Source organism: Rhizobium sp. BK399 (genome assembly GCF_014194695.1).
GTDB lineage: Bacteria > Pseudomonadota > Alphaproteobacteria > Rhizobiales > Rhizobiaceae > Rhizobium.
Map to the genome: position 1 here is coordinate 48623 of NZ_JACIAH010000018.1, position 18934 is coordinate 67556.

Annotated in this window: 15 protein-coding genes and 3 pseudogenes; 9 read left to right on the forward strand and 9 right to left on the reverse strand. The window is 58.8% G+C overall.

The features are described from left to right. The first annotated feature begins 98 nt into the window (after nucleotides 1-98). The 6 genes from FHT97_RS26000 to FHT97_RS26025 all read left to right on the forward strand — a co-directional run bounded on the left by FHT97_RS26000 (nucleotide 99) and on the right by FHT97_RS26025 (nucleotide 7587). A complete protein-coding gene (locus FHT97_RS26000) occupies nucleotides 99-3065 on the forward strand; it encodes a molybdopterin cofactor-binding domain-containing protein (protein ID WP_183864727.1) in 2967 nt (988 codons plus the stop codon). Continuing rightward, entirely contained in the window at nucleotides 3062-3895 is an 834-nt protein-coding gene (locus FHT97_RS26005; RefSeq protein ID WP_183758382.1) for an FAD binding domain-containing protein, read from the forward strand. Before FHT97_RS26000 ends, FHT97_RS26005 begins: the two co-directional genes overlap by 4 nt. Then, nucleotides 3883-4410, forward strand: coding sequence for a (2Fe-2S)-binding protein (locus FHT97_RS26010; protein WP_183864701.1), 528 nt, complete (start codon nucleotides 3883-3885; stop codon nucleotides 4408-4410). Before FHT97_RS26005 ends, FHT97_RS26010 begins: the two co-directional genes overlap by 13 nt. Beyond that, nucleotides 4403-5950: an AMP-binding protein gene (locus tag FHT97_RS26015; RefSeq protein ID WP_183758386.1), complete on the forward strand. Its 1548-nt coding sequence runs from the start codon at nucleotides 4403-4405 to the stop codon at nucleotides 5948-5950. The genes FHT97_RS26010 and FHT97_RS26015 overlap by 8 nt, the downstream gene beginning before the upstream one ends. Next, nucleotides 5947-6732 carry an enoyl-CoA hydratase-related protein gene (locus FHT97_RS26020; protein WP_183758388.1) on the forward strand — a complete coding sequence of 262 codons (786 nt, stop codon included), beginning with the start codon at nucleotides 5947-5949 and terminating at the stop codon, nucleotides 6730-6732. Before FHT97_RS26015 ends, FHT97_RS26020 begins: the two co-directional genes overlap by 4 nt. A 72-nt stretch (nucleotides 6733-6804) precedes the next feature. Further along, nucleotides 6805-7587 (forward strand): alpha/beta hydrolase, encoded by a 783-nt coding sequence (locus FHT97_RS26025; RefSeq protein ID WP_183864702.1) that lies wholly within the window; start codon nucleotides 6805-6807, stop codon nucleotides 7585-7587. Between the two features lie 299 nt (nucleotides 7588-7886). On the opposite strand, the gene FHT97_RS26030 is transcribed toward FHT97_RS26025, so the two are convergent. Together FHT97_RS26030 and gatC are read right to left on the reverse strand one after the other, a co-directional pair. Then, nucleotides 7887-8441, reverse strand: a complete 555-nt coding sequence (locus tag FHT97_RS26030; protein WP_310503305.1) for an SOS response-associated peptidase family protein — start codon at nucleotides 8439-8441, stop codon at nucleotides 7887-7889. 457 nt (nucleotides 8442-8898) lie between these two features. Beyond that, entirely contained in the window at nucleotides 8899-9186 is a 288-nt protein-coding gene (gene gatC / locus FHT97_RS26035) for an Asp-tRNA(Asn)/Glu-tRNA(Gln) amidotransferase subunit GatC (RefSeq protein WP_183758393.1), read from the reverse strand. Nucleotides 9187-9675: 489 nt separating this feature from the next. Here gatC and FHT97_RS26040 point away from each other — a divergent pair, with 489 nt between their 5' ends. Continuing rightward, complete coding sequence (locus tag FHT97_RS26040) at nucleotides 9676-9924, forward strand: SPW repeat protein (protein WP_183758397.1); 249 nt, start codon at nucleotides 9676-9678, stop codon at nucleotides 9922-9924. Between the two features lie 238 nt (nucleotides 9925-10162). Here the strand turns inward: FHT97_RS26040 and FHT97_RS26045 are convergent, their stop codons facing one another. After that, nucleotides 10163-11104: a polyphosphate kinase 2 family protein gene (locus FHT97_RS26045; protein WP_246712782.1), complete on the reverse strand. Its 942-nt coding sequence runs from the start codon at nucleotides 11102-11104 to the stop codon at nucleotides 10163-10165. A gap of 483 nt (nucleotides 11105-11587) precedes the next feature. Next, a complete protein-coding gene (gene speB / locus FHT97_RS26050) occupies nucleotides 11588-12634 on the reverse strand; it encodes an agmatinase (RefSeq protein WP_183758401.1) in 1047 nt (348 codons plus the stop codon). 206 nt (nucleotides 12635-12840) lie between these two features. Here speB (FHT97_RS26050) and speB (FHT97_RS26055) point away from each other — a divergent pair, with 206 nt between their 5' ends. Next, on the forward strand, nucleotides 12841-13812 hold the full coding sequence (gene speB, locus FHT97_RS26055; RefSeq protein WP_183758403.1) for an agmatinase: 972 nt from the start codon (nucleotides 12841-12843) through the stop codon (nucleotides 13810-13812). A gap of 57 nt (nucleotides 13813-13869) precedes the next feature. On the opposite strand, the gene FHT97_RS26060 is transcribed toward speB (FHT97_RS26055), so the two are convergent. The 5 genes and pseudogenes from FHT97_RS26060 to FHT97_RS26070 all read right to left on the reverse strand — a co-directional run bounded on the left by FHT97_RS26060 (nucleotide 13870) and on the right by FHT97_RS26070 (nucleotide 17831). Beyond that, entirely contained in the window at nucleotides 13870-15222 is a 1353-nt protein-coding gene (locus tag FHT97_RS26060) for an LLM class flavin-dependent oxidoreductase (protein ID WP_183864704.1), read from the reverse strand. 93 nt (nucleotides 15223-15315) lie between these two features. Further along, nucleotides 15316-15456: pseudogene (locus FHT97_RS31125) on the reverse strand (LysR family transcriptional regulator); the annotation flags it as partial. 421 nt (nucleotides 15457-15877) lie between these two features. Then, a pseudogene (locus FHT97_RS26065) lies at nucleotides 15878-16903 on the reverse strand (IS110 family transposase). Between the two features lie 91 nt (nucleotides 16904-16994). Further along, a pseudogene (locus FHT97_RS31130) lies at nucleotides 16995-17090 on the reverse strand (LysR family transcriptional regulator); the annotation flags it as partial. 6 nt (nucleotides 17091-17096) lie between these two features. Then, a complete protein-coding gene (locus FHT97_RS26070) occupies nucleotides 17097-17831 on the reverse strand; it encodes a UTRA domain-containing protein (RefSeq protein WP_183864728.1) in 735 nt (244 codons plus the stop codon). A 224-nt stretch (nucleotides 17832-18055) separates the two neighbouring features. On the opposite strand from FHT97_RS26070, the gene FHT97_RS26075 reads away from it, so the two are divergent. Continuing rightward, nucleotides 18056-18883: a transporter substrate-binding domain-containing protein gene (locus FHT97_RS26075; protein WP_183864705.1), complete on the forward strand. Its 828-nt coding sequence runs from the start codon at nucleotides 18056-18058 to the stop codon at nucleotides 18881-18883. Nucleotides 18884-18934: the final 51 nt, after the last annotated feature.

An 18934-nucleotide genomic window follows, 5' to 3' on the forward strand; every position in this document is an offset into this window, starting at 1 on the left:
GTTAGCGGCCGGGCCCGCCGGCCGCCCCTCTTTCACAGCCTGAAGGTATCACAGTGAACACCACATCGCAGACATTCGATATCAAGGAGGCACGGGCGATCGCGACAGAGACATGGGTCGGCAAGTCCATCCCCCGCGTCGAGGATGGTGCCATCCTAACCGGGCGTGGCCGCTATATCGATGACCTCGCGATCAAGTCAGGCACCTGTCACGCTGCCATTCTCCGCTCCCCTCATGGCCATGCCCGGATCGAGGCGATCGACACCGAAAAGGCAAGGGCTCTGCCGGGCGTCGTTGCCGTTCTCACCGCCGAAGACATCCAGCGTCACGGCAGCTCGCTGGTCGTCGGCGTCAAGGCGCCGATCGAATGCTGGCCGATCGCCACCGACAAGGTGCGCTATTTCGGCGAGCCGGTAGCGATCGTCGTTGCCTCCAGCCGCTATGTCGCCGAGGATGCGCTTGATCTGATCGAGATCACCTATGCTTCGCTTGCTGCCGTTACCGACCCCGTCGAGGCACTCGGCGAAGGCGCTCCTATCCTGCATGAGGGCCTGAAGGGCAATCTCGCCAACGAACGCAGCTTCACCTATGGCGAACCGCAGGCCGCTTTCGAGGCTGCGGCGCACACGATCTCCATCGATATCCGCTACCCGCGCAGCGCCTGCACGCCGATCGAGACCTACGGTGTCGTTGCCGAATATGATCCGACCGACGACAGCTACGATATTCTTGCCAATTTCCAGGGGCCATTCAGCATCCATGCGGTGATGGCCCGCGGCCTCAACGTCCCTGGCAATCGCCTGCGGCTGCGCACCCCTGCTGATTCCGGGGGCAGTTTCGGCGTCAAGCAGGCGATCTTCCCCTACGTCGTGCTGATGGGGATCGCCGCCCGCGTCGCTGGCCGGCCGGTCAAATGGATCGAGGACCGACTCGAACATCTGATGGGCTCGGTCACCGCCACCAACCGCGTCACCCGGCTGGATGCGGCGGTCGAGGCCGATGGCCGCATCACAGCGCTGCATTGGGATCAGCTCGAAGATTGCGGAGCCCATCTGCGCGCGCCGGAACCGGCGACTCTCTACCGCATGCACGGCAACATGACCGGCGCCTATGCGATCCCCAATGTATCGATACGCAACCGCATCGTGCTCACCAACAAGATGCCGACCGGCCTCAACCGCGGCTTCGGCGGCCCGCAGGTCTATTTCGCGCTCGAAAGGCTGATGCAGCGAATTGCCGTAGAACTTTCGCTCGATCCGCTCGATGTCATGCGTGTCAACATGATCCCGGCTTCCGCCTTTCCTTACCGGACGGCGACCGGCGCCCTTTATGACAGCGGCAACTACCAGGCGGCCATGGACATCGCCACTCGCGAGGGCGGTCTGGACGAGCTTCTGGCGCTGCGCGACCAAGCCCGGGCCGAAGGACGCATCTTCGGCATCGGCTATGCCGCCGTCGTCGAGCCGAGCGTATCGAACATGGGCTATATCACTGCCGTTCTCAGCCCCGAGCAGCGCATCAAGGCCGGGCCGAAGAATGGCGCCCAGGCCACCGCGACGATCGGCATCGATGCGCTCGGATCGGTCTCCGTCCATGTCGCGTCCGTGCCGCAGGGACAGGGGCATCGCACGGTCCTGTCACAGGTTGTCGCCGACGTCCTTGGCCTGAAACCCGCCGATATCCGCGTCGTTTCGGAACTCGATACGGCGAAGGACGCCTGGTCGATCGCTTCGGGCAATTATTCCAGCCGCTTTGCCGCCGCCGTCGCTGGTGTGGCCGATATCGCCGCCCGGCGCGTGCGCGCGAAACTCGCGGCGATCGCGGCAAAGCAGCTGAAAGCGGATATGGTGGCGATCGTCTTCGAAGGTGGCCGCGTGCACGCAGGCGATCCGACGAAAAGCCTTCCCTTCGCCCGTGTTGCATCATCCAGCCATTGGTCCCCGGGTGACTTGCCGCAGGGGATCGACCAGACAATCCGCGAAACCGCCTTCTGGACGCCGCCGGAACTGACAGCGCCGGACGAGCAGGACCATGTCAATTCGTCCCTCTGTCACGGCTTCATCTTCGATATCTGTGCCGTTGAGATCGACCGCAAGACCGCGGCGCTGACAATCCGCAAATACGTCACCATGCACGATTGCGGCCGCATCCTGCATCCGGGCATGGTCGAGGGGCAGGTGACCGGCGGTTTTGCTCATGCGCTGGGCGCGGCGCTTCTTGAGGAGTCGAGCTATGGCGCCGATGGCAGTCTGCAATCTGGCACGCTTGCTGACTACCTGATCCCGACGATCATGGAGACGCCGGCGCTCACCATCCTGCATTACGAGAGCCCGTCCCCCTTCACGCCGCTCGGCGCCAAGGGGGTCGGCGAGGGCAATTGCATGTCGACGCCGGTCTGCATTGCTAATGCCGTCGCCGACGCACTCGGCATCCGCGATATCGAATTGCCGCTTGCGCCGGCAAGGCTCGCCGAACACGTCTTCGGCGAGGAACCGGCGCCGAAGACGCCCCCCAAGGCCAAGCCGAAGCCGAAGACCGCCAAGGCCGGCGAACGGGCTCTGTCGGGGGAAGGCGAGGCGATCGTCCAGGCGCCGCGCCAGCGCATCTGGGACATGCTCCTCAATCCTGACGAACTTATGTCGATCATTCCCGGCGCCCACGGTGTAAAGAGAGTCTCCGCCACCGAATTCAGCGCCGACGTGACGCTCGGGATCGGCCCTGTCAAGGGACGCTATTCCGCCGTCATCAAGTTGTCGGATCTCAACGAACCGGACTCGGTGACGCTCAGCGGCGGTACCAGCGGCGCGCTCGGCAATGGCGAGGGCACCGGCACCGTGATGCTGACGGAAGATCCGCCCGGCACGACGAAGATCCGATATCAGTACACGGCTGCCGTCGGCGGTAAGGTTGCCTCGATCGGCGGGCGCCTGCTGGACGGCGCTGCGCGGGTCGTCATCGGCCAGTTCTTCGAGGCGCTCGCCGCCAAGGCGGGCGGTAAGCGGCGCGGTTTCAATCCGATTGACACGATCCGACAGTTCGCAACGGCTATGGGGCTGATCCGATGAAACCGGCACCTTTCGACTATCTGCGCGCCGCCGACCTCGCCGAAGCTTTGGACATGCTGGACAAGGAGCAGGGCAATGTCCGTATCCTCGCCGGCGGCCAGTCACTGATCCCGATGATCAACATGCGGCTGGCGCGTCCGGCCGTGCTTGTCGACATCATGGCGGTTGATGCGCTACGCAAGATCGAGGACGACGGGAACAGCATGCGGGTCGGCGCCGCCGTGCGGCAGGCAAAGCTCGAACGCCATGCCGGCCTTCGTGACCGTCAGCCGTTGCTCGCCGCGGCGCTGAAATGGGTTGGGCATGCCCAGACCCGGGCCCGCGGCACCGTCTGCGGATCGGTCGCGCATGCCGACCCGTCCGCGGAACTGCTCACCTCACTGATTGCGCTCGAAGGCACGGTGCACCTGATGTCGCGCAAGGCAAAAAAGGAGCGCATCCTGCCGGCGGAGCAATTCGTCACCGGCATGATGGCGACAGCGAAGGCCGACAACGAAATGATTGTTGCTGTCACCTATCCGACAGCAAAGCCGGGGCATGGCTATTCATTTCGGGAGATTGGACGCCGGCATGGCGATTTCGCAATCACCGCCTGCGCCGCCATCGTCAATGAGCAGCAAGCCTTTCTGACCGTCGGCGGCGTGGCTGATGCCCCGACGCGGCGGGCGCTGCCGCTTCCGGGTACGGCCGATTTCGATGATGCGCTCAACCAGTTTGCCTGGGACCTCAATGCCCGGGATGATCTTCATGCCACGGCCCGCTACCGGCGGGATCTAGTGCGCCAGCTAGGCCGCCAGACTATCGAGGAGGCCGCGTCATGCCGCGCCTGACCGCCGACGGAAAACATCCTGTCACTTTTACCCTCAACGGCCGTACCGTGTCCGGCATGGCTGAGGCGCGCATGCTGCTCACTGATTTCCTGCGCGCCGAGCTTGGTATGACAGGCACGCATGTCGGTTGCGAACATGGCGTCTGTGGCGCTTGCACGATCCAGATAGATGGCGCTATGGCACGCGGCTGCCTGGCGCTTGCCGTGCAGACCGAAGGCTGCGACGTGCGCACTGTCGAGGGGCTTTCGCTCGACGGAAGCCGCCTCTCCATCATCCAGGAGGCGTTTCGCGAACATCACGGCCTGCAATGTGGCTTCTGCACCGCCGGCTTCCTGATGACGCTCGATGCCTTCCTGAAGGAAAAGCCGGAGGCGAGCGAGGCGGAGCTTCGGGAAGCTCTGTCCGGCAATCTGTGCCGGTGCACCGGCTATGCACCCATCATCAAAGCGACCCTCGCAGCCCAGCAGAAACTGCTGGCGGAGCGGGTGGCGGACACGGAGGAAACTAATGCTTGATCTTGGAACGACTTTTCTGGCGAGCCTAGAGCGGGAGCCGGGGGCGCTTGCGATCGTCGACGGGGACGTGCGGCTCAGCTATCGTGATCTTTATAAAAGCATATCGGCGCTTGTCGCCGCCTTCGACGATCTCGGTATGCAGCCAGGCGATCACCTGGTCAGCGTGTTGCGCAACCGCTGGCAGACGGCGACGCTGCACTGGGCCTGCCAGTTTTCCGGCGTGATCCTGACGCCGATCAATTGGCGCGCCAAGGCAGACGAGGTGAGCTATGCGGTTAGCGATTCCGAAGCCCGCGCAGTCGCTTTCGAGGAGTTTTCCGCCGAAGCCTGTCGCAGCGCCCACCTGCCTGACGGCATCCATCTGATTTCTCTTTCGCAGCCGGAAGCCGGCGAATTCTTTTTCGATGCGCTGCTCGATCGCGACGCGGCTCCGGCCCGGCCGCGTGTCGGGGCGGATGCCTGGTCGCTGATGCTCTATACGTCAGGCACGACCTCGCGGCCAAAGGGCGTTCCGCGGCGGCAGCGCGCCGAACGCGCGGCAGCGATCGCCCATGTAGCCCAAAACCTTTATGCCTATGGAGAGAAGACGCTTGGCGTGATGCCGCTCTATCATACGATGGGGGTCCGCTCGCTGCTTGCCTCCGCTATCACCAACGGCACCTTCGTCTGTATGCCGAAATTCGATGCCTCCGAGGCGTTGCAGATGATCGAGCGTGAGAAAATCGACAATCTCTATCTCGTTCCGACCCTCTATCACTCGGTCGTCAATCATCCAGATTTTACCGCTACCGACATTTCCTCTGTGCGCAAGCTCGGCTTTGCCGGAGCACCGATGACGGAAGGCCTCCTTAAAGTGCTCGACGCCGCCTTCAAGCCGGATCTCTTCGTCAATCACTACGGCTCGTCGGAAATCTACACCTGCACCATAAACCAGCGCGCCCAGATCAAGCCCGGTAGTGCCGGACGATCGGGCATCAACCAGATGATCCGCGTCGTCGCGCTCGACACCAATGATCCGGAGAACCGCGTGCCAGCCGGCCAGGAAGGCCAGATAATCGCGCTGATGGCCGGCGACGAGGCTTTCGAAGGCTATTGGCGGCGGCCGGATACGGATGTGAAATCCTTCAAGGATGGCTGGTATTTCAGTTCTGATACGGGCTATTTCGACGAGGACGGCGATCTCTTCGTCACAGGCCGCGTCGACGACATGATCATCAGCGGCGGCGAAAACGTCTCGCCGGTCGAGGTGGAAAGCTTGCTGTCGCTGCATCCGGGCGTCTCGGAAGTCGCGGTCGTCGGCCTGCCGGACGAAAAATGGGGCCGTGTTGTCACAGCCTTCATCAGCCGGACCAATGACGTGACCGACGCCGAACTGGACGCCTATTGCGCCATGTCAACTCTCGCCAATTTCAAGCGACCGCGCCGCTACGTCTTCGTGACGGAAATCCCGAAATCGCCCGTCGGCAAGCTTCTGCGCAGGAAGCTGGTAGAAGGCGAATACCAACTTGAATCAATGCAGAAGGAAAAGAGCCCAGCATGAGCAATCCCTTGTCCAATCTCGACGGCTTTCGTGTAGAGATCAATGCCGAGCAGCAGCGCGGCGACATCATCCTTTCCCGCCCACCATTCAACACCGTGTCAATGGCTCAGCGCGACCAGCTGAAAACCGCCTTTGAAGCGCTTGACGCGGACGACCGCGTGCGCGTTATCGTGCTGCGCGCCGAGGGCGAGCATTTCTCGTCCGGCGGCTATATCATGGGCTTCCTCGAAGCGACGCCTGAGCATGTCTCCAAGCTGGCCTGGAACATCGCCGCGCCGGCGCGCTGCGAAAAGCCGGTCATCGTTGCCAATCGCGGCTATTGCTTCGGCGTCGGTTTCGAAATCTCGCTCGCCTGCGATTTCCGCATCGTCTCGGAAACGGCGGAGTTTGCGCTTCCCGAGCAGAAGCTCGGCCAGATTCCCGGCTCGGGCGGCTCGGCCCGTCTCCAACAGATCGTCGGCATCACACGCACCAAGGACATTGTTATGCGGTCCAAGCGTATCAAGGCCACGCAGGCTTACGACTGGGGTATTGCCACAGAACTCGTCGCCGATGGAGAGCTCGAGGCTGCAACCGACGCACTGGTAAAGGAACTTACGGCCTTCTCGCCATTGGCGCAGCGCACTGCAAAAAAGCTCTTGAATGACAGCGAGGACACGTCGCTTTCTGCGGCAATCGAGCTGGAAGGCCATTGCTACAGCCGCCTGCGTTCTTCTGAAGACTTTGCCGAGGGCGTTAAGGCTTTCCATGAGAAACGCAAACCTGCCTTCAAGGGCCTCTGAACTCTAAGATTGAGCGGAACCAATCGGTGCCGGCCATAACCGCGCGCCGATTGCCGTTGGGGTAACGGATCCATGAGCATTGGCAAGTTTGAGGCGAGCAGCATGATGCTCCGCCTCGAGATGGGCCTTCACATTGAAGTGACGCGCTGGGGACCCATGCCGCCTCAACCGCAGATCGTATTACTCCATGAGGGACTAGGAAGCGTCTCGACATGGCGGAGATTTCCTGAGCAACTCGCTCTTGAAACCGGCCTCGGTGTCGTCGCCTATTCTCGCGAAGGATATGGTAGATCATCACCGCTTCAAGGTCCAAATGACGTTGATTATCTGGCAGTGGAGGCGCGTCGGCTTCCCGGAGTTCTTGATGCGATAGGCATCCGTCAAGCATACCTTCTTGGCCATAGTGATGGTGCCACGATAGCTCTACTTGCCGCAGCTCTGCATGGGGATAGGATTCGGGCAGTCTTAGCGGAAGCACCGCATCTTTATGTCGAGCCGGAGACGCAAAAGGCAGTACGTGACGTCGGTCTAGCGTGGGAAGAAGGCGCGCTCAAGAGGGCCCTTTCGTGCCACCATCATAGGCCCGAGCCGATCTTTCGTCGATGGCATGACCTCTGGACAAGCGAGGGATTTGCCCAAAGGTTCGATATCAGATGGTGTCTGTCGAAAATCCGATGTCCGGTCCTTGCGGTCCAGGGAACTGAAGATGCTTTCGCATCGCCAAGGCAGCTTGCCGACATCCAGCGGATTGTTGCCTTGGGAAGGACGTTCTGGCTTGAAGGGTGTGGGCATGAGCCACATCGCTCCTTTCCTGACGCAATCATTCGGATGGCCACAGATATGCAACGTATTTGAAGCTCGCCCGGTGTTGGGTTCCACGTCGGCGAGGCGTGCCCGGTGAAGGTGAGGCGCCGAAATTTTTACTGAGTTAACACCTGTTCGAAAAGGTTATAGGTTCGAGTCTAGTCCAGACCTTCATGGATCAGGCGTCGATGTTCGGTCGCTTCGATCTGTTCGCTGACGCATCCTCTACGAGGGCGCCTACTGCGGCAGAACGTTCTTCCCATATCAGGATGAGTTAAGCGGGCAATGCATAAAACAGCATCCGGGGGACGGTAACATGAATGGGTTCTGCCCACCGCTGGAATTCGGAGTTAGAGCTTGCCAATTGGACCGTTCCCGCGGGCGGTCTCCACTTTCAGCGAGCCTCCCGGCAGCGGGCGCAACAACTCTTCCTCAGGCTTGTCAAGGTCGATCCACGCTTTCCAATCCCTCGGTCGAAGGACAACGAGCTGACGATTATGAAAAGGCTCCACGTCCGATCCCGGCTCCGTTGTCAACATCGCGAACGCCGAGGGCTGGCCTTTCCTGCTGGGTCGCCATATCGCAGCGATCGCCATGAACGTCGCGTCAACGAACGTCAACCGATGTTTGATCTTTTGATCTTTTTTCTTGGTAGGCTCGAAGAAGGCGCTGGCTGGTACAAGGCAGCGATGGCAATCGCTGAAATGTCTTCCTTGCGATCGAACGTTGAATACCGGGCCGCGCTTGCCGATGGGCGGAAAGCCGAACTTCATCTGCGCTAGCTCAACAATATTGTCGCCCGCAGGTCGGATGACCGGGGCCATGTCGCCGACCTTGATGTGGTCAGCCGGCGGCATGTCCAGTTCCGTTTGGTTTGTCGGCATGCCAAGCGCGAGATCCTGCATGACCTTGCAGTATTCGGCGTAGCTGGCGCGCTGTTCATACTCGTTGCACATTGGCAAGGCCTAAGTGTTCGGGAACCGTTCAGAACATCGCCATGGAACGGGGCCATCGACTGCGCTGATGCTTAAGCTTTCAAGCTTGGATGCTACTGACCCTTACCTTTAACGCCAGCGGCAATTGGAGTATTTATGAGTAGGAAGCTTAGCTCCACGGTTCGCAGTCAGCAAGTCATATGTCATCTGGCTGCTGAAGGGGGCTTACCTCACCGGCTATTGCGGTGCAAAACGGGAGGGCCTTCGCGATGACACATCATTCGATCACAAACGAGATCGGCAAGTTTTCGAGGCATCGGATGTGGGCCGGAAATCTCAAGCCCCTCACACGCGCAACGCAAAGGGGCGCATCGTGCGGCGGCAATCGCAGGCCGTGAATTTCTTCAAGGCCCGAGGCTGTCTCTGCTTAATCGAGAACCTTGGGGACAAGGAAGTAGTTGCGTTCACTGAGAGGTGCATTCGCCACGATCTCTTCGGCATGATTGCCTTCGGTCACCACATCCTGGCGCATTTTCATGGCTGTTGGCACAACCGAGGTCATCGGAGGGATTCGTTCGACATCAACCTCCAAAAGCTGCTCGACGAAGGTCAGAATTTCGTTCAGCTCGCCACTCATTATTTCAGCCTCGTCTTCGCTGAAAGCGAGACGGGCAAGGTGGGCAATACGTCTAATGGTCGCGATATCTATCGACATAGGTTGCGTCCGATTTGATGGCTTCCGTCGCCTTTTGCCGATCTGAGCCTTCTGCCGCTAACACTGACTGCTTAAAAGAAATCTGGCAAGTCCATCTCGAGGGCCCGCTGCGGTCGGTTCGCTTTACGCATCAGCGCCTGACGGGCCGTACTAATGGCGCCGTATTGAAGGCTGCACTGAGATTTGCGAAACTTCTCCAAGGCAGCACTTGAGCCGGGCTTCTCAAATACCAGATCGTCTGCCGTCAGTCGCTGGCACAGGGCTGGCAATGCTGGAAGCGCCGTCTTTCGGCGCTCCTTGACCGAGGCCGCGCGGGCCGACCATTTTCCGCCTTTCCGACGGCGCATTTATATCAGGCGGCCCCTCAAGATATTTGGACCGGAAATTCAATTCCCATCGAAAAAGTGCATTCATCTGATGGCTCGTGCCAGCTTTCGCTCTTCATAACTGTTCCGGCGGCCGCTTTTAGGCTTGGAGGCGCGGTAGGCTGTGTGTTTGAGCCGTGTCCTTTCCTGGCTGACCGTATCGCCCTGGATGCTTCAATTTGCGGCGAACATGAACGCGATGTGGACCCATGTGGTCCCGGTCGGTTCCCGGACTTCCCCAAGACCTCGTGGGCCATGTCTGCATCAACGCCAGGCAATCCGCTCCGGCGGTCTCTATGCGGGGGCTGAAATGTTGTCCACCGACGGGGTGCATAGCCGTTGCCGAGCTTCTTCTGAAGGAGGCTACGCATGACTGTGTGTCATGAGTTACATTCGTCCTTCCAGTCAATCTCATACTCTTCAAGATAACTGTGCACCGCAGCACCAACCGTGGGGTAAAAACACTGCCTCCCTGACGACGGCGTTCATTGCATTGTAGGCGCCGTGATCGTCGCCTCCGCTATCACCACGACGCGGGGCTTTCGCGCGAACGCGTTCCAGCGCGCTACACTCGGAGGGACGTTGCCTTGAGCGGATTGCGGACCTTGGCTCTACTCGTCCTCCTCATCGAGAAGCTGTCTTCTAATCTGCATCAGCTCATTTTTTCGTGCTTTGCTAACCTCCGGCATCCGAAGATCTAGCCTCTCGAAAGCTGCCGAGATCACCTCCGATACTGCTAATCGCGCGAACCATTTGTTGTCGGCGGGAATGACGAACCAAGGAGCCCACTCGGTGCTGGTATTCTCCAGCATATCCTCGAATGCCGTTTGGTAGCTGTCCCAGTATTTTCGCTCTGCATAATCCGCCGGTGAAAACTTCCAGTTCTTTTCTGGCTCCTCTATCCGCGCCAGGAAGCGTTTTTTCTGCTCGTTCTTGGACACATTAAGAAAGAACTTCAAAACGATTGTGCCGTTTTGCCGGAGGTATTTTTCGAAATTATTTATCTCCTTGAAACGCTTCTGAAAGATATCTGCTTTGTGAGCGCTCGGCGGGAGCTTCTGCTTTTCAAGCAGTTCCGGATGAACTCTGACAACCAAAACGTCCTCGTAATATGATCGGTTGAAGATACCGATCATGCCGCGACCAGGCACCGCTTTTGATGCACGCCAAAGGTAGCCATAATCCAGATCTTCCGCTGACGGCGCCTTGAAGCTGGTAACCTGGCAGCCCTGCGGATTGATTCCGGACATCACATGGCGAATCGCGCCATCCTTACCTGCCGCATCCATAGCCTGAAAGATGATCAACAGAGCGTAGTTATCCTGAGCATAGAGGATTTCCTGCATCGCGGACAGTCGCTCGACGTTTGCCGCCACCTTCTCGAGCGCCCCCTCTTTGTCATCATAGCCGCCGGTGAAATCCGGATCGAAATCCTTCTTTAGCGAAACGGCCTTTCCAGGCTCCACTGCTATGTCCCGGAAGCGAAAGCGTACACGGCCACTGTCGCCGACGGGGATCTCACGTTTCTTATCGAAGTCCAGATCAAGTTTCATCTCATGCTCCTCCATGACATGTCCTGTTTGGGATAAGCGCGGCCTTGTGTCTCCTGACTATGAATCCTTGTATGCCGACCCCGTGATGGGACGTCCAAATATGATCGCTGCTCCCTGCCTAGAGCTGTATCAACCCAATCCACAGCGGTAACAATAAAAATACCGCAATATAGCCCATGCCGCGCGAATGGCGTGAGATGAGTAAGCACCCCGGAGCCCCCGACACGAACCAGCTGAAACATCCGATTCTGTCGTCTGCGCGATCCCCGTACCCCTCCGCTGGTCGGCAGCCAGGGCGGCGCTGTCTTTCGGTCGCTCCGTCGCGGAGGGCTACAATGTCGTTGGATACGAGGCTTTTGGGTTCGAGGGTGCTGGCGGTGGCATGGCGGCTTTAGAGTAAGAGTGCGGGCCGTGTTTCCGTGACGGGTTGAGGGCTGGAGAAAGGTCTCCGGCGTCCGTCAGTGAAGCCTGAAGCCGACGCACCTAGCCCGATGATGCTGCTGGGCTGAATACCAGTAGACTAAAAATCTCGAAAAGAACCTGGGCGGCAGCGTGCGCCGTATTCGTCGTGCTGTCGTATTGCGGCGCTACCTCCACGACATCGGCGCCAACGAGATTCAGGCCCTTTAGTCCGCGCAATAGCTCCAAGGCCTCGCGGCTGGTGAGGCCACCGATTTCGGGCGTTCCTGTGCCAGGGGCAAAGGCAGGGTCGAGGCTATCGATATCGAAGGAGAGGTAGGCAGGGCCGTCACCGACGACTTGGCGGGCTTTCTCCACGATCGCCGGAATGCCCATCGCTGAGATTTTCTCGGCATGAATGACAGTCATGCCGGACTCGTAGGAGAACTCCCAGAGGTATTCGGCGGACCCACGGATGCCGATCTGAATAGTTCTAGTAGGATCGAGGACGCCATCTAGCACTGCGTTGCGCATCGGGCCACCATGGTGGAACTTCGTTTGGTCGAACGGACCCCCGGTGTCACAATGGGCGTCGATATGGATGAGGCCGACTGGTTCACTAGCGCCGACGGCCTTGAGGATCGGATGAGTGATCGAATGGTCGCCGCCGACGGAAACCGGAATGACACCTGACGCGATGACCTTGCCGATCATTGCCTCGATATCTTGATGGCATTGTTCCAGCCGGTAGCGGCTCTGGAATGGCACGTCGCCAATATCGGCGATGCGCAAGTCGTAAGCTGGGGCGCATTCCAGGACGTGATTATAAGGGCCGATACGCTCGACGGCGCGAACGGCCCTGGGCCCGAATCGCGAGCCAGGGCGGTTTGTGACCCCGAGGTCCATCGGCATGCCGATCGCGACCACCTGCAGGTCCCCAAAGTCGGGGGCAGCGAAATCTACCTCCCTGTAGGGAAGTGTTGCGAAGGTCGAGATCCCCGAATAAGGAGCCGCCCGTGTGCCGCCCTTGAAGATCTTATCCGCTACCCTTAGAAAGCGCGGATCGAAGAACTCGGTACTATCGGCAAACTTCCGGCGCAGATCTTCGAGATGCTTTTTCAACTCAACCATCGTTTGTCCCCTTCTTGCGCGTCCTGCTTCATAGGTTTGAAGCGCGTCGCGACCGATGACAACTTCTTTTGCTGTCGTCGGGGTTGAATCCACATCCGCTATCTCGACGTGCCGGGATTCCTGATCGCGCATTGGAAGAATTTGGGCTTGCGTGAGAAGCGGCGGGCTCGCAGATTGCGGCATCATCATGAGCAAAGGATTGGACGATGACCGGCAGTTTCTTTCAACCAGTTTCCGCTGCCGAGGTTCCGCGCTTTGCCGGGCATTCAACTTTCATGCGTCTGCCCGCCGTGCAGACGGCGACTGGACTTGATATCGCGCTTGTCGGCATTCCCTGGGACGGCGGAACGACGAATAGGGCGGGCGCTAGGCATGGGCCGCGGGAGGTTCGCAATCAGTCGAGCCTGATGCGGCGTGTACACCATGTTTCGGGCACCGAGCCATTCAGCATCGCGAATATTGCTGACGTCGGCGATCTTTCCGTCAACCCGATCGATCTTGTCGACGGCCTCGATCGTATAAAAAAGGGAATGGATACGATTGTCGCTGCCGGTGCCATTCCGCTGTCGGTCGGAGGCGACCATTTGACAACTCTGCCCGTACTCCGCGCCATTGTCAAAGATAGGCCGATCGGACTGGTTCATTTCGACGCACATTCAGATACCAACGATCGCTATTTTGGTGATAATCCCTACACGCACGGAACGCCATTCCGTCGAGCGATCGAAGAGGGCCTACTCGACCCGAAACGGATCGTCCAAATTGGAATTCGCGGCTCGATTTACGATCCGGGCGAGCACGACTGGGCGAGAGAGCAGGGCATCCGGATCATCTATATGGAAGAGTTTGTTGACCGCGGAGCGAAGGACGTGATGCGGGAGGCGCGAGATATTGCAGGGGGGCTGCCGACCTACGTTAGCTTTGACATCGACAGCATTGATCCATCGATGGCACCCGGAACCGGAACGCCGGAAGCAGGCGGCTTCACGACCCGCGAGGCGCAGCAAATGATCCGTCTGCTTTCAGATGTACAGATCGTGGGCGCCGACGTCGTGGAAGTCTCGCCGCCATTTGACCTTGCCGGCATGACGGCGCTTGCGGGCGCCACGATGATGTTCGAACTTCTCTGTGTAATTGCCAGACAGGTCGCGGATCGGCGCAACGGCGCAAGCGCCTGATCGCATGGCCTTCGTCAAGGGTTGATGAAGGCCTCGCCTGATAGCGGTCGTCTGCTCTTAGCGAGCGGCTCGTGCCTTCGCAAAGCGGTTTTCCGGCATGGAAAGTCCGAGGTTTTCCCGCAGCGTTTTGCCCTCATATTCTTCGCGGAAGAGGCCGCGGCTCCGCAATTTCGGCAGCACAAGCTTGACGAAATCGTCGAGGCTCGACGGCAGTGTCGGGAACATTAAAATGAAGCCATCCGCTGCACGGGTCTCGAACCACTCTTCCATGAAGTCGGCAATCTGTGCCGGTGTGCCAGTAATGCCGTTGCCGGTATGCTTCTCAGCGTAGTGACGCACCAACTCGCCAACCGTCCGGCCACTCTTCACGAATTCGGTAAGCTCTTCGAACAGCGCGCGCGATCCCTTGGGTTCCGTTGGCAATCGATCCAACGGGAACGGCCTGTCAAACGGGACACCGCGCAAGTCGGCCTCCAGGAACTCGGAAAGCATCAAGCGACCGACCTCGGGGTGCATCTTGTCGATGAGGTAGTTGACCTTGGCCTGGGCCTCGGCTTCCGTTTCGCCGACATTCAGGACAACGCCCGGCATAATCTTTAGATCATCAGGATTGCGTCCGTAGGCCGGCATACGTTGCTTGACGTTTGCGTAGAATGCACGGTTTCGCTCAATGTTCGAGGCGAGGCTAAAGACGATCTCGGCTGTACGCGCTGCCATGTCCATGCCAGCTTCCGAGCCGCCGGCCTGCGCAATGACCGGCCGGCCTTGTGGCGATCGGGCGATGTTCAGCGGTCCGCGGACCTGGAAGTGCTTGCCCTTGTGATTGAGCGTGTGGTGCTTTGTCTTGTCGTAGTAGACGCCGCTCTCGCGATCGAGCAGCAACGCTCCTTCCTCGAAGCTGTCCCAGAGACCAAAGACGACGTCCACGAACTCGTTGCCACGCTCATAACGCAGTGCATGTGGGTCAAGCCCCTCGCGGTTGAAATTGTAGCCCGTCTCGTCGTGGTCTGAAGTGACGACATTCCAGCACGCTCGCCCGTGGCTCAGATGGTCGATTGAGGCAAACAGTCGGGCGACGTTGTAGGGCTCGTAATAGCTGGTTGATACCGTGGCGACGAGGCCAAGCTTCTCTGTTGTCACCGACAGGGCGGACAGCAGCGACAAAGGCTCGAAACGGTTCATCTTCGTCGGAATGCGCGAGAGAGCATCGGGGTCGCCGACAGCAGCGGCAGGCGAGTCTGCCATGAACATGAAATCGAGCTTTGCTGCTTCCGACCGTCTGGCGACATCGAGCAGATGACTGAAATCGTTGGCGCCGTGAACATCGCTTGCCGGATGCAGCCATGAGGCCGGATGGAAGCCGAACGTGTAGACGAAGGTGCCCAGTTTCATCCTGTCAGAACGCGCCATGCCATTCTCCCGCGAGCTCATCTGTGATTGCTCAAGGTAACTCTACGCGACCTTTTTCATCAATATCGCAAGGCCTACTTCCGCTTTAGTTTTTTAAAGGGTCGTAGGTGCGGAGATTTGCGCCTGCCGCCGCGATATCGCAATAAGCCAATCGCGAAACTCCGAACCGTAAGGCTTTTGCAGTGCGCAACAGTCCCACGCGAGGAAGTAGCACTCGAGCAACGGCATCCTGAGATATCTCGCGGTGATAGGGACGGCCCCACTGCGTCACCTCCACTGTCTGTCCGCTCCGCTCCACAAGGGTGATGCCAAGAAAGCCCTCTACTTTGCGTATCTGCTGGTGATGGCGCCCGGAGCACGTTCAGTTCCATATGTGGACGGCTCCCACTTGCAAGTGATTTTTTGCAGATTTTTTGATCGGATCGCTTGCTTCCATATGTGCGGCCTTTGTGTGTGGTCGCACATGACCACTGGCCAAGATGGCTTCCGCAACGCATGTTCCTAACACGGCAACGGCCTTGATTGGCCATTGGAACTGACGGATTGTCACGCGTCTTGGATCGATCGATCGCACCATCTGCTCATCTCTTGCAAGTTCACTGCATCAGCTCAACACGGTCGCGATCTTTTCCCACGCACCGTGATGGCCAATCTCCTAAATTGCCTGCGTTTGTCGCTCTGTTCGCCGATACGTCTCGCCGCTTACCATGAGCTTCCAGGCGACACGGGCAATCTTGTTGGCCAGCGCCACCGCAACCAGCTTCGGTTTTTTCCGTTGGAGGAGTTCGATGAGCCATCGGGAAGCATGTTTGCTTCGACCTGCTCTGACGTGCTGAAGAAGAGCGGTCGCGCCGACCACCAATATGCTTCGTAGCATTTCATCGCCAGCACGTGTAATCACCCCCAATCTGACCTTGCCTGCGGTCGAATGGTCTTTGGGCGTGAGTCCTATCCAAGCGGCAAAATCGCGACCCGACTTGAACGTTCGGGGATCTGGGGTCTTCATCATCAAAAGCGATGCGCCGACCGGCCCAACACCCGGAATTTCGGCCAGGCGCCTGCTGCATTCATCGGAGCGATGCAACGCGGTCAGTTTTTCCTCGACGACTTTCGTTTCGGCAAGCAAGTCTCGATACTCAACGCCATGCATGGCAAAAAGCTCGCGGGCCAATTCAGGCAGGGATTGGTCGGCCGCGATCCGCTCCAGCAACGGTTCGATGCGGCACATGCCGGTGGCTGCGACGATGCCGAACTCCATGGCAAACCCGCGTATGGCATTGGCGGGCTGCGTTCGATTACGAATGAGTCTCTCTCGCAAACCGACCAGCATCAAAGCCGCCTGCTGGTCGGCGGTCTTCACCGGCACGAAGCGCATGGTGGGTCGGCTCATCGCCTCACACAAAGCCTCCGCGTCCGCCGCGTCGTTCTTGCCGCGTTTGACATAGGGCTTCGCCAGTTGAGGCGCTATCAATTTTACATCGTGGCCGAAGGAACCTAACAACCTCGCCCAATGATGAGAGCCACCGCAAGCTTCGAGTGCGACGGTGGTCGGTGGTGCCTTCTCGAAGAATTACACCATCTCCCTACGCGAAAGCTTCTTGCGAAGGACTGGTCGCTCGACTGCATTCACCCCATGCAATTGGAAAACGCTCTTTGACGTATCAATGCCAATTCTGATAATCTTTTCCGCGGACGGTCTCCCTCGATTGAGCTTTCAACGAACTCATTCTGGCACATTGCGATGCCGTTGGGAGCCGTCCACCCCAACACGGCACGGCAGCCCCCATCACGCTCCCGCAGCGCCCGACCGCTTCGAATGCTTGCAGACCTTTTAGCGGAATTCCACGGAATATCTGTTTTTCGCTCAATGTACCCTACCCAGTGGGGCTGTCGACATGACGAGGGTTTTTGGCTGGATGAAAGATTCCGGCAAATTGAAAGCGATCGCCGGGATGCGTGATTTCGACGTACGTCACCAGGCGATCATTCTGCCAGGTCTGACGAATGAGGTTCAAGCAGGGTTCGCCGCGATCGATTTCAAGAATGCGCGCCGTCGCAGCATCGGCCGGGACCGCCCGTATCACATGCTTTGCCTTAGACCATGGCACTTGGGAGAGGAGCCATTCTGCCGGAGGCGCAGCAGCAAAACTCTCGATTCTGGCGAGCGGCACCGTATCCAGCAGAATGATGCGACGCTCGACTGCCGTGGGCTTCCCATCAACGATATGCAGACATTGGATTCTGAGAACCTCGGCTCCCGATGTGCTGTCCAACTGTGCAGCCTCGACCGAGTCCAGGGTCTCGATCCTTCGCGCTAGGATCTTGTAGCGGTGCTCATAGCCTGCCAAGCTCGCCTCGGTCCCGATATCTTGGATATCCATGACCGTACGGTCGATCTGCGGCGAGGCGACGAATGATCCTGTTTTTCGCTTGCGGACGACAAGTCCACGGTCGACGAGCGCGGCCAGCGCTTTGCTCACCGTCATCCGCGAACAGCCGTAGTCATCGACAAGATCATGCTCTCTTGGGATCCGATGGCCCGGACGCCAATCCCCAGCCAGGATCTTCGCCTCGATATCGTTGAATATCCTAAGATAAATTGGCTCCAACACGCGACCTCATCACGCCGCCGGCAAACGATGCAAACGCCAAATTCGCGCCCACAAGCCGCCGGTCGGCATAAAAATTGCGTTCGTCGACTTTGACGTTGACACTCTAGGCTAGCGCATATCTATTTGTATAGTCAAAAGTGGATCAAAGAAGTCCGCATACGGAACTGAAATCGGGAACTCGAACGCATCCTGGGGGTGCGGAAACTGGAGAGATAGCAATCATGATCGCACGTTCACTGCTAAAGGGCCTCGTCGGCGCTGCCTTTTTGGTTGGGGCGACCCTGTCGGCGCAAGCCGCCGATACGCTCGCTGCCGTCAAGGCAGCCGGCACGCTGAAGGTCGGCACTGAAACCGCCTTTGCGCCGTTTGATTTTATCGATGCCGGCGAACATGCCGGCCTGAACGTTGATCTTTTTACCGAGATCGGCAAGGAGCTGGGTGTCAAGATTGAGTGGGTCGCGCTTCCTTGGGATGGCGTTTTCCCGGCCCTCGAAGCGGGCAAGTTCGACGTCGTGGCCGGTCCCGCAACGATCACTAAAAAGCGCATGGAGCGTTACCGCTTCACGCCGCCGATTGCCGAAGCGACCATCGCGATTCTGAAGAAGGCAGGCGACACGACCATCAGCAAGCCGGATGATATTGCCGGTAAGACGATTGGCGTCGGAAAGGCCACCTCGCAGCTCGATCAGCTGAAGGAATTCTCGGCAACGCTGTCTTCCAAGGTGGATGTTCGCGAATATCCGGCTTTCACTGAATCCTATGCGGATCTCGCAGCCGGCCGTATTGCCGGTGTCGCCAATTCGCTCCCGAACATCGCCTTCGTCGCCAAGCAGCGCGAGGGAACGTTTGAAGTCGTGTTGCCGCCTTTTGGTAAGAAGTCCTACTTCGGCTTCATTGGCCTCAAGGATGCTGATCATGCGACGCTGATGGACGCTATCGATGGGGCACTGCTGAAGATCAAGGCTGATGGTCGTATGGCAGAGCTGCAGAAGAAGTGGTTTGGTGCGACGTTCGATACGCCCGATGCAGTAAAAGACCCAGCATTCTAATAGCGGGCCGATCGTTGATTGCGTCGCACGAGCGCGCAATCAACGACGCCA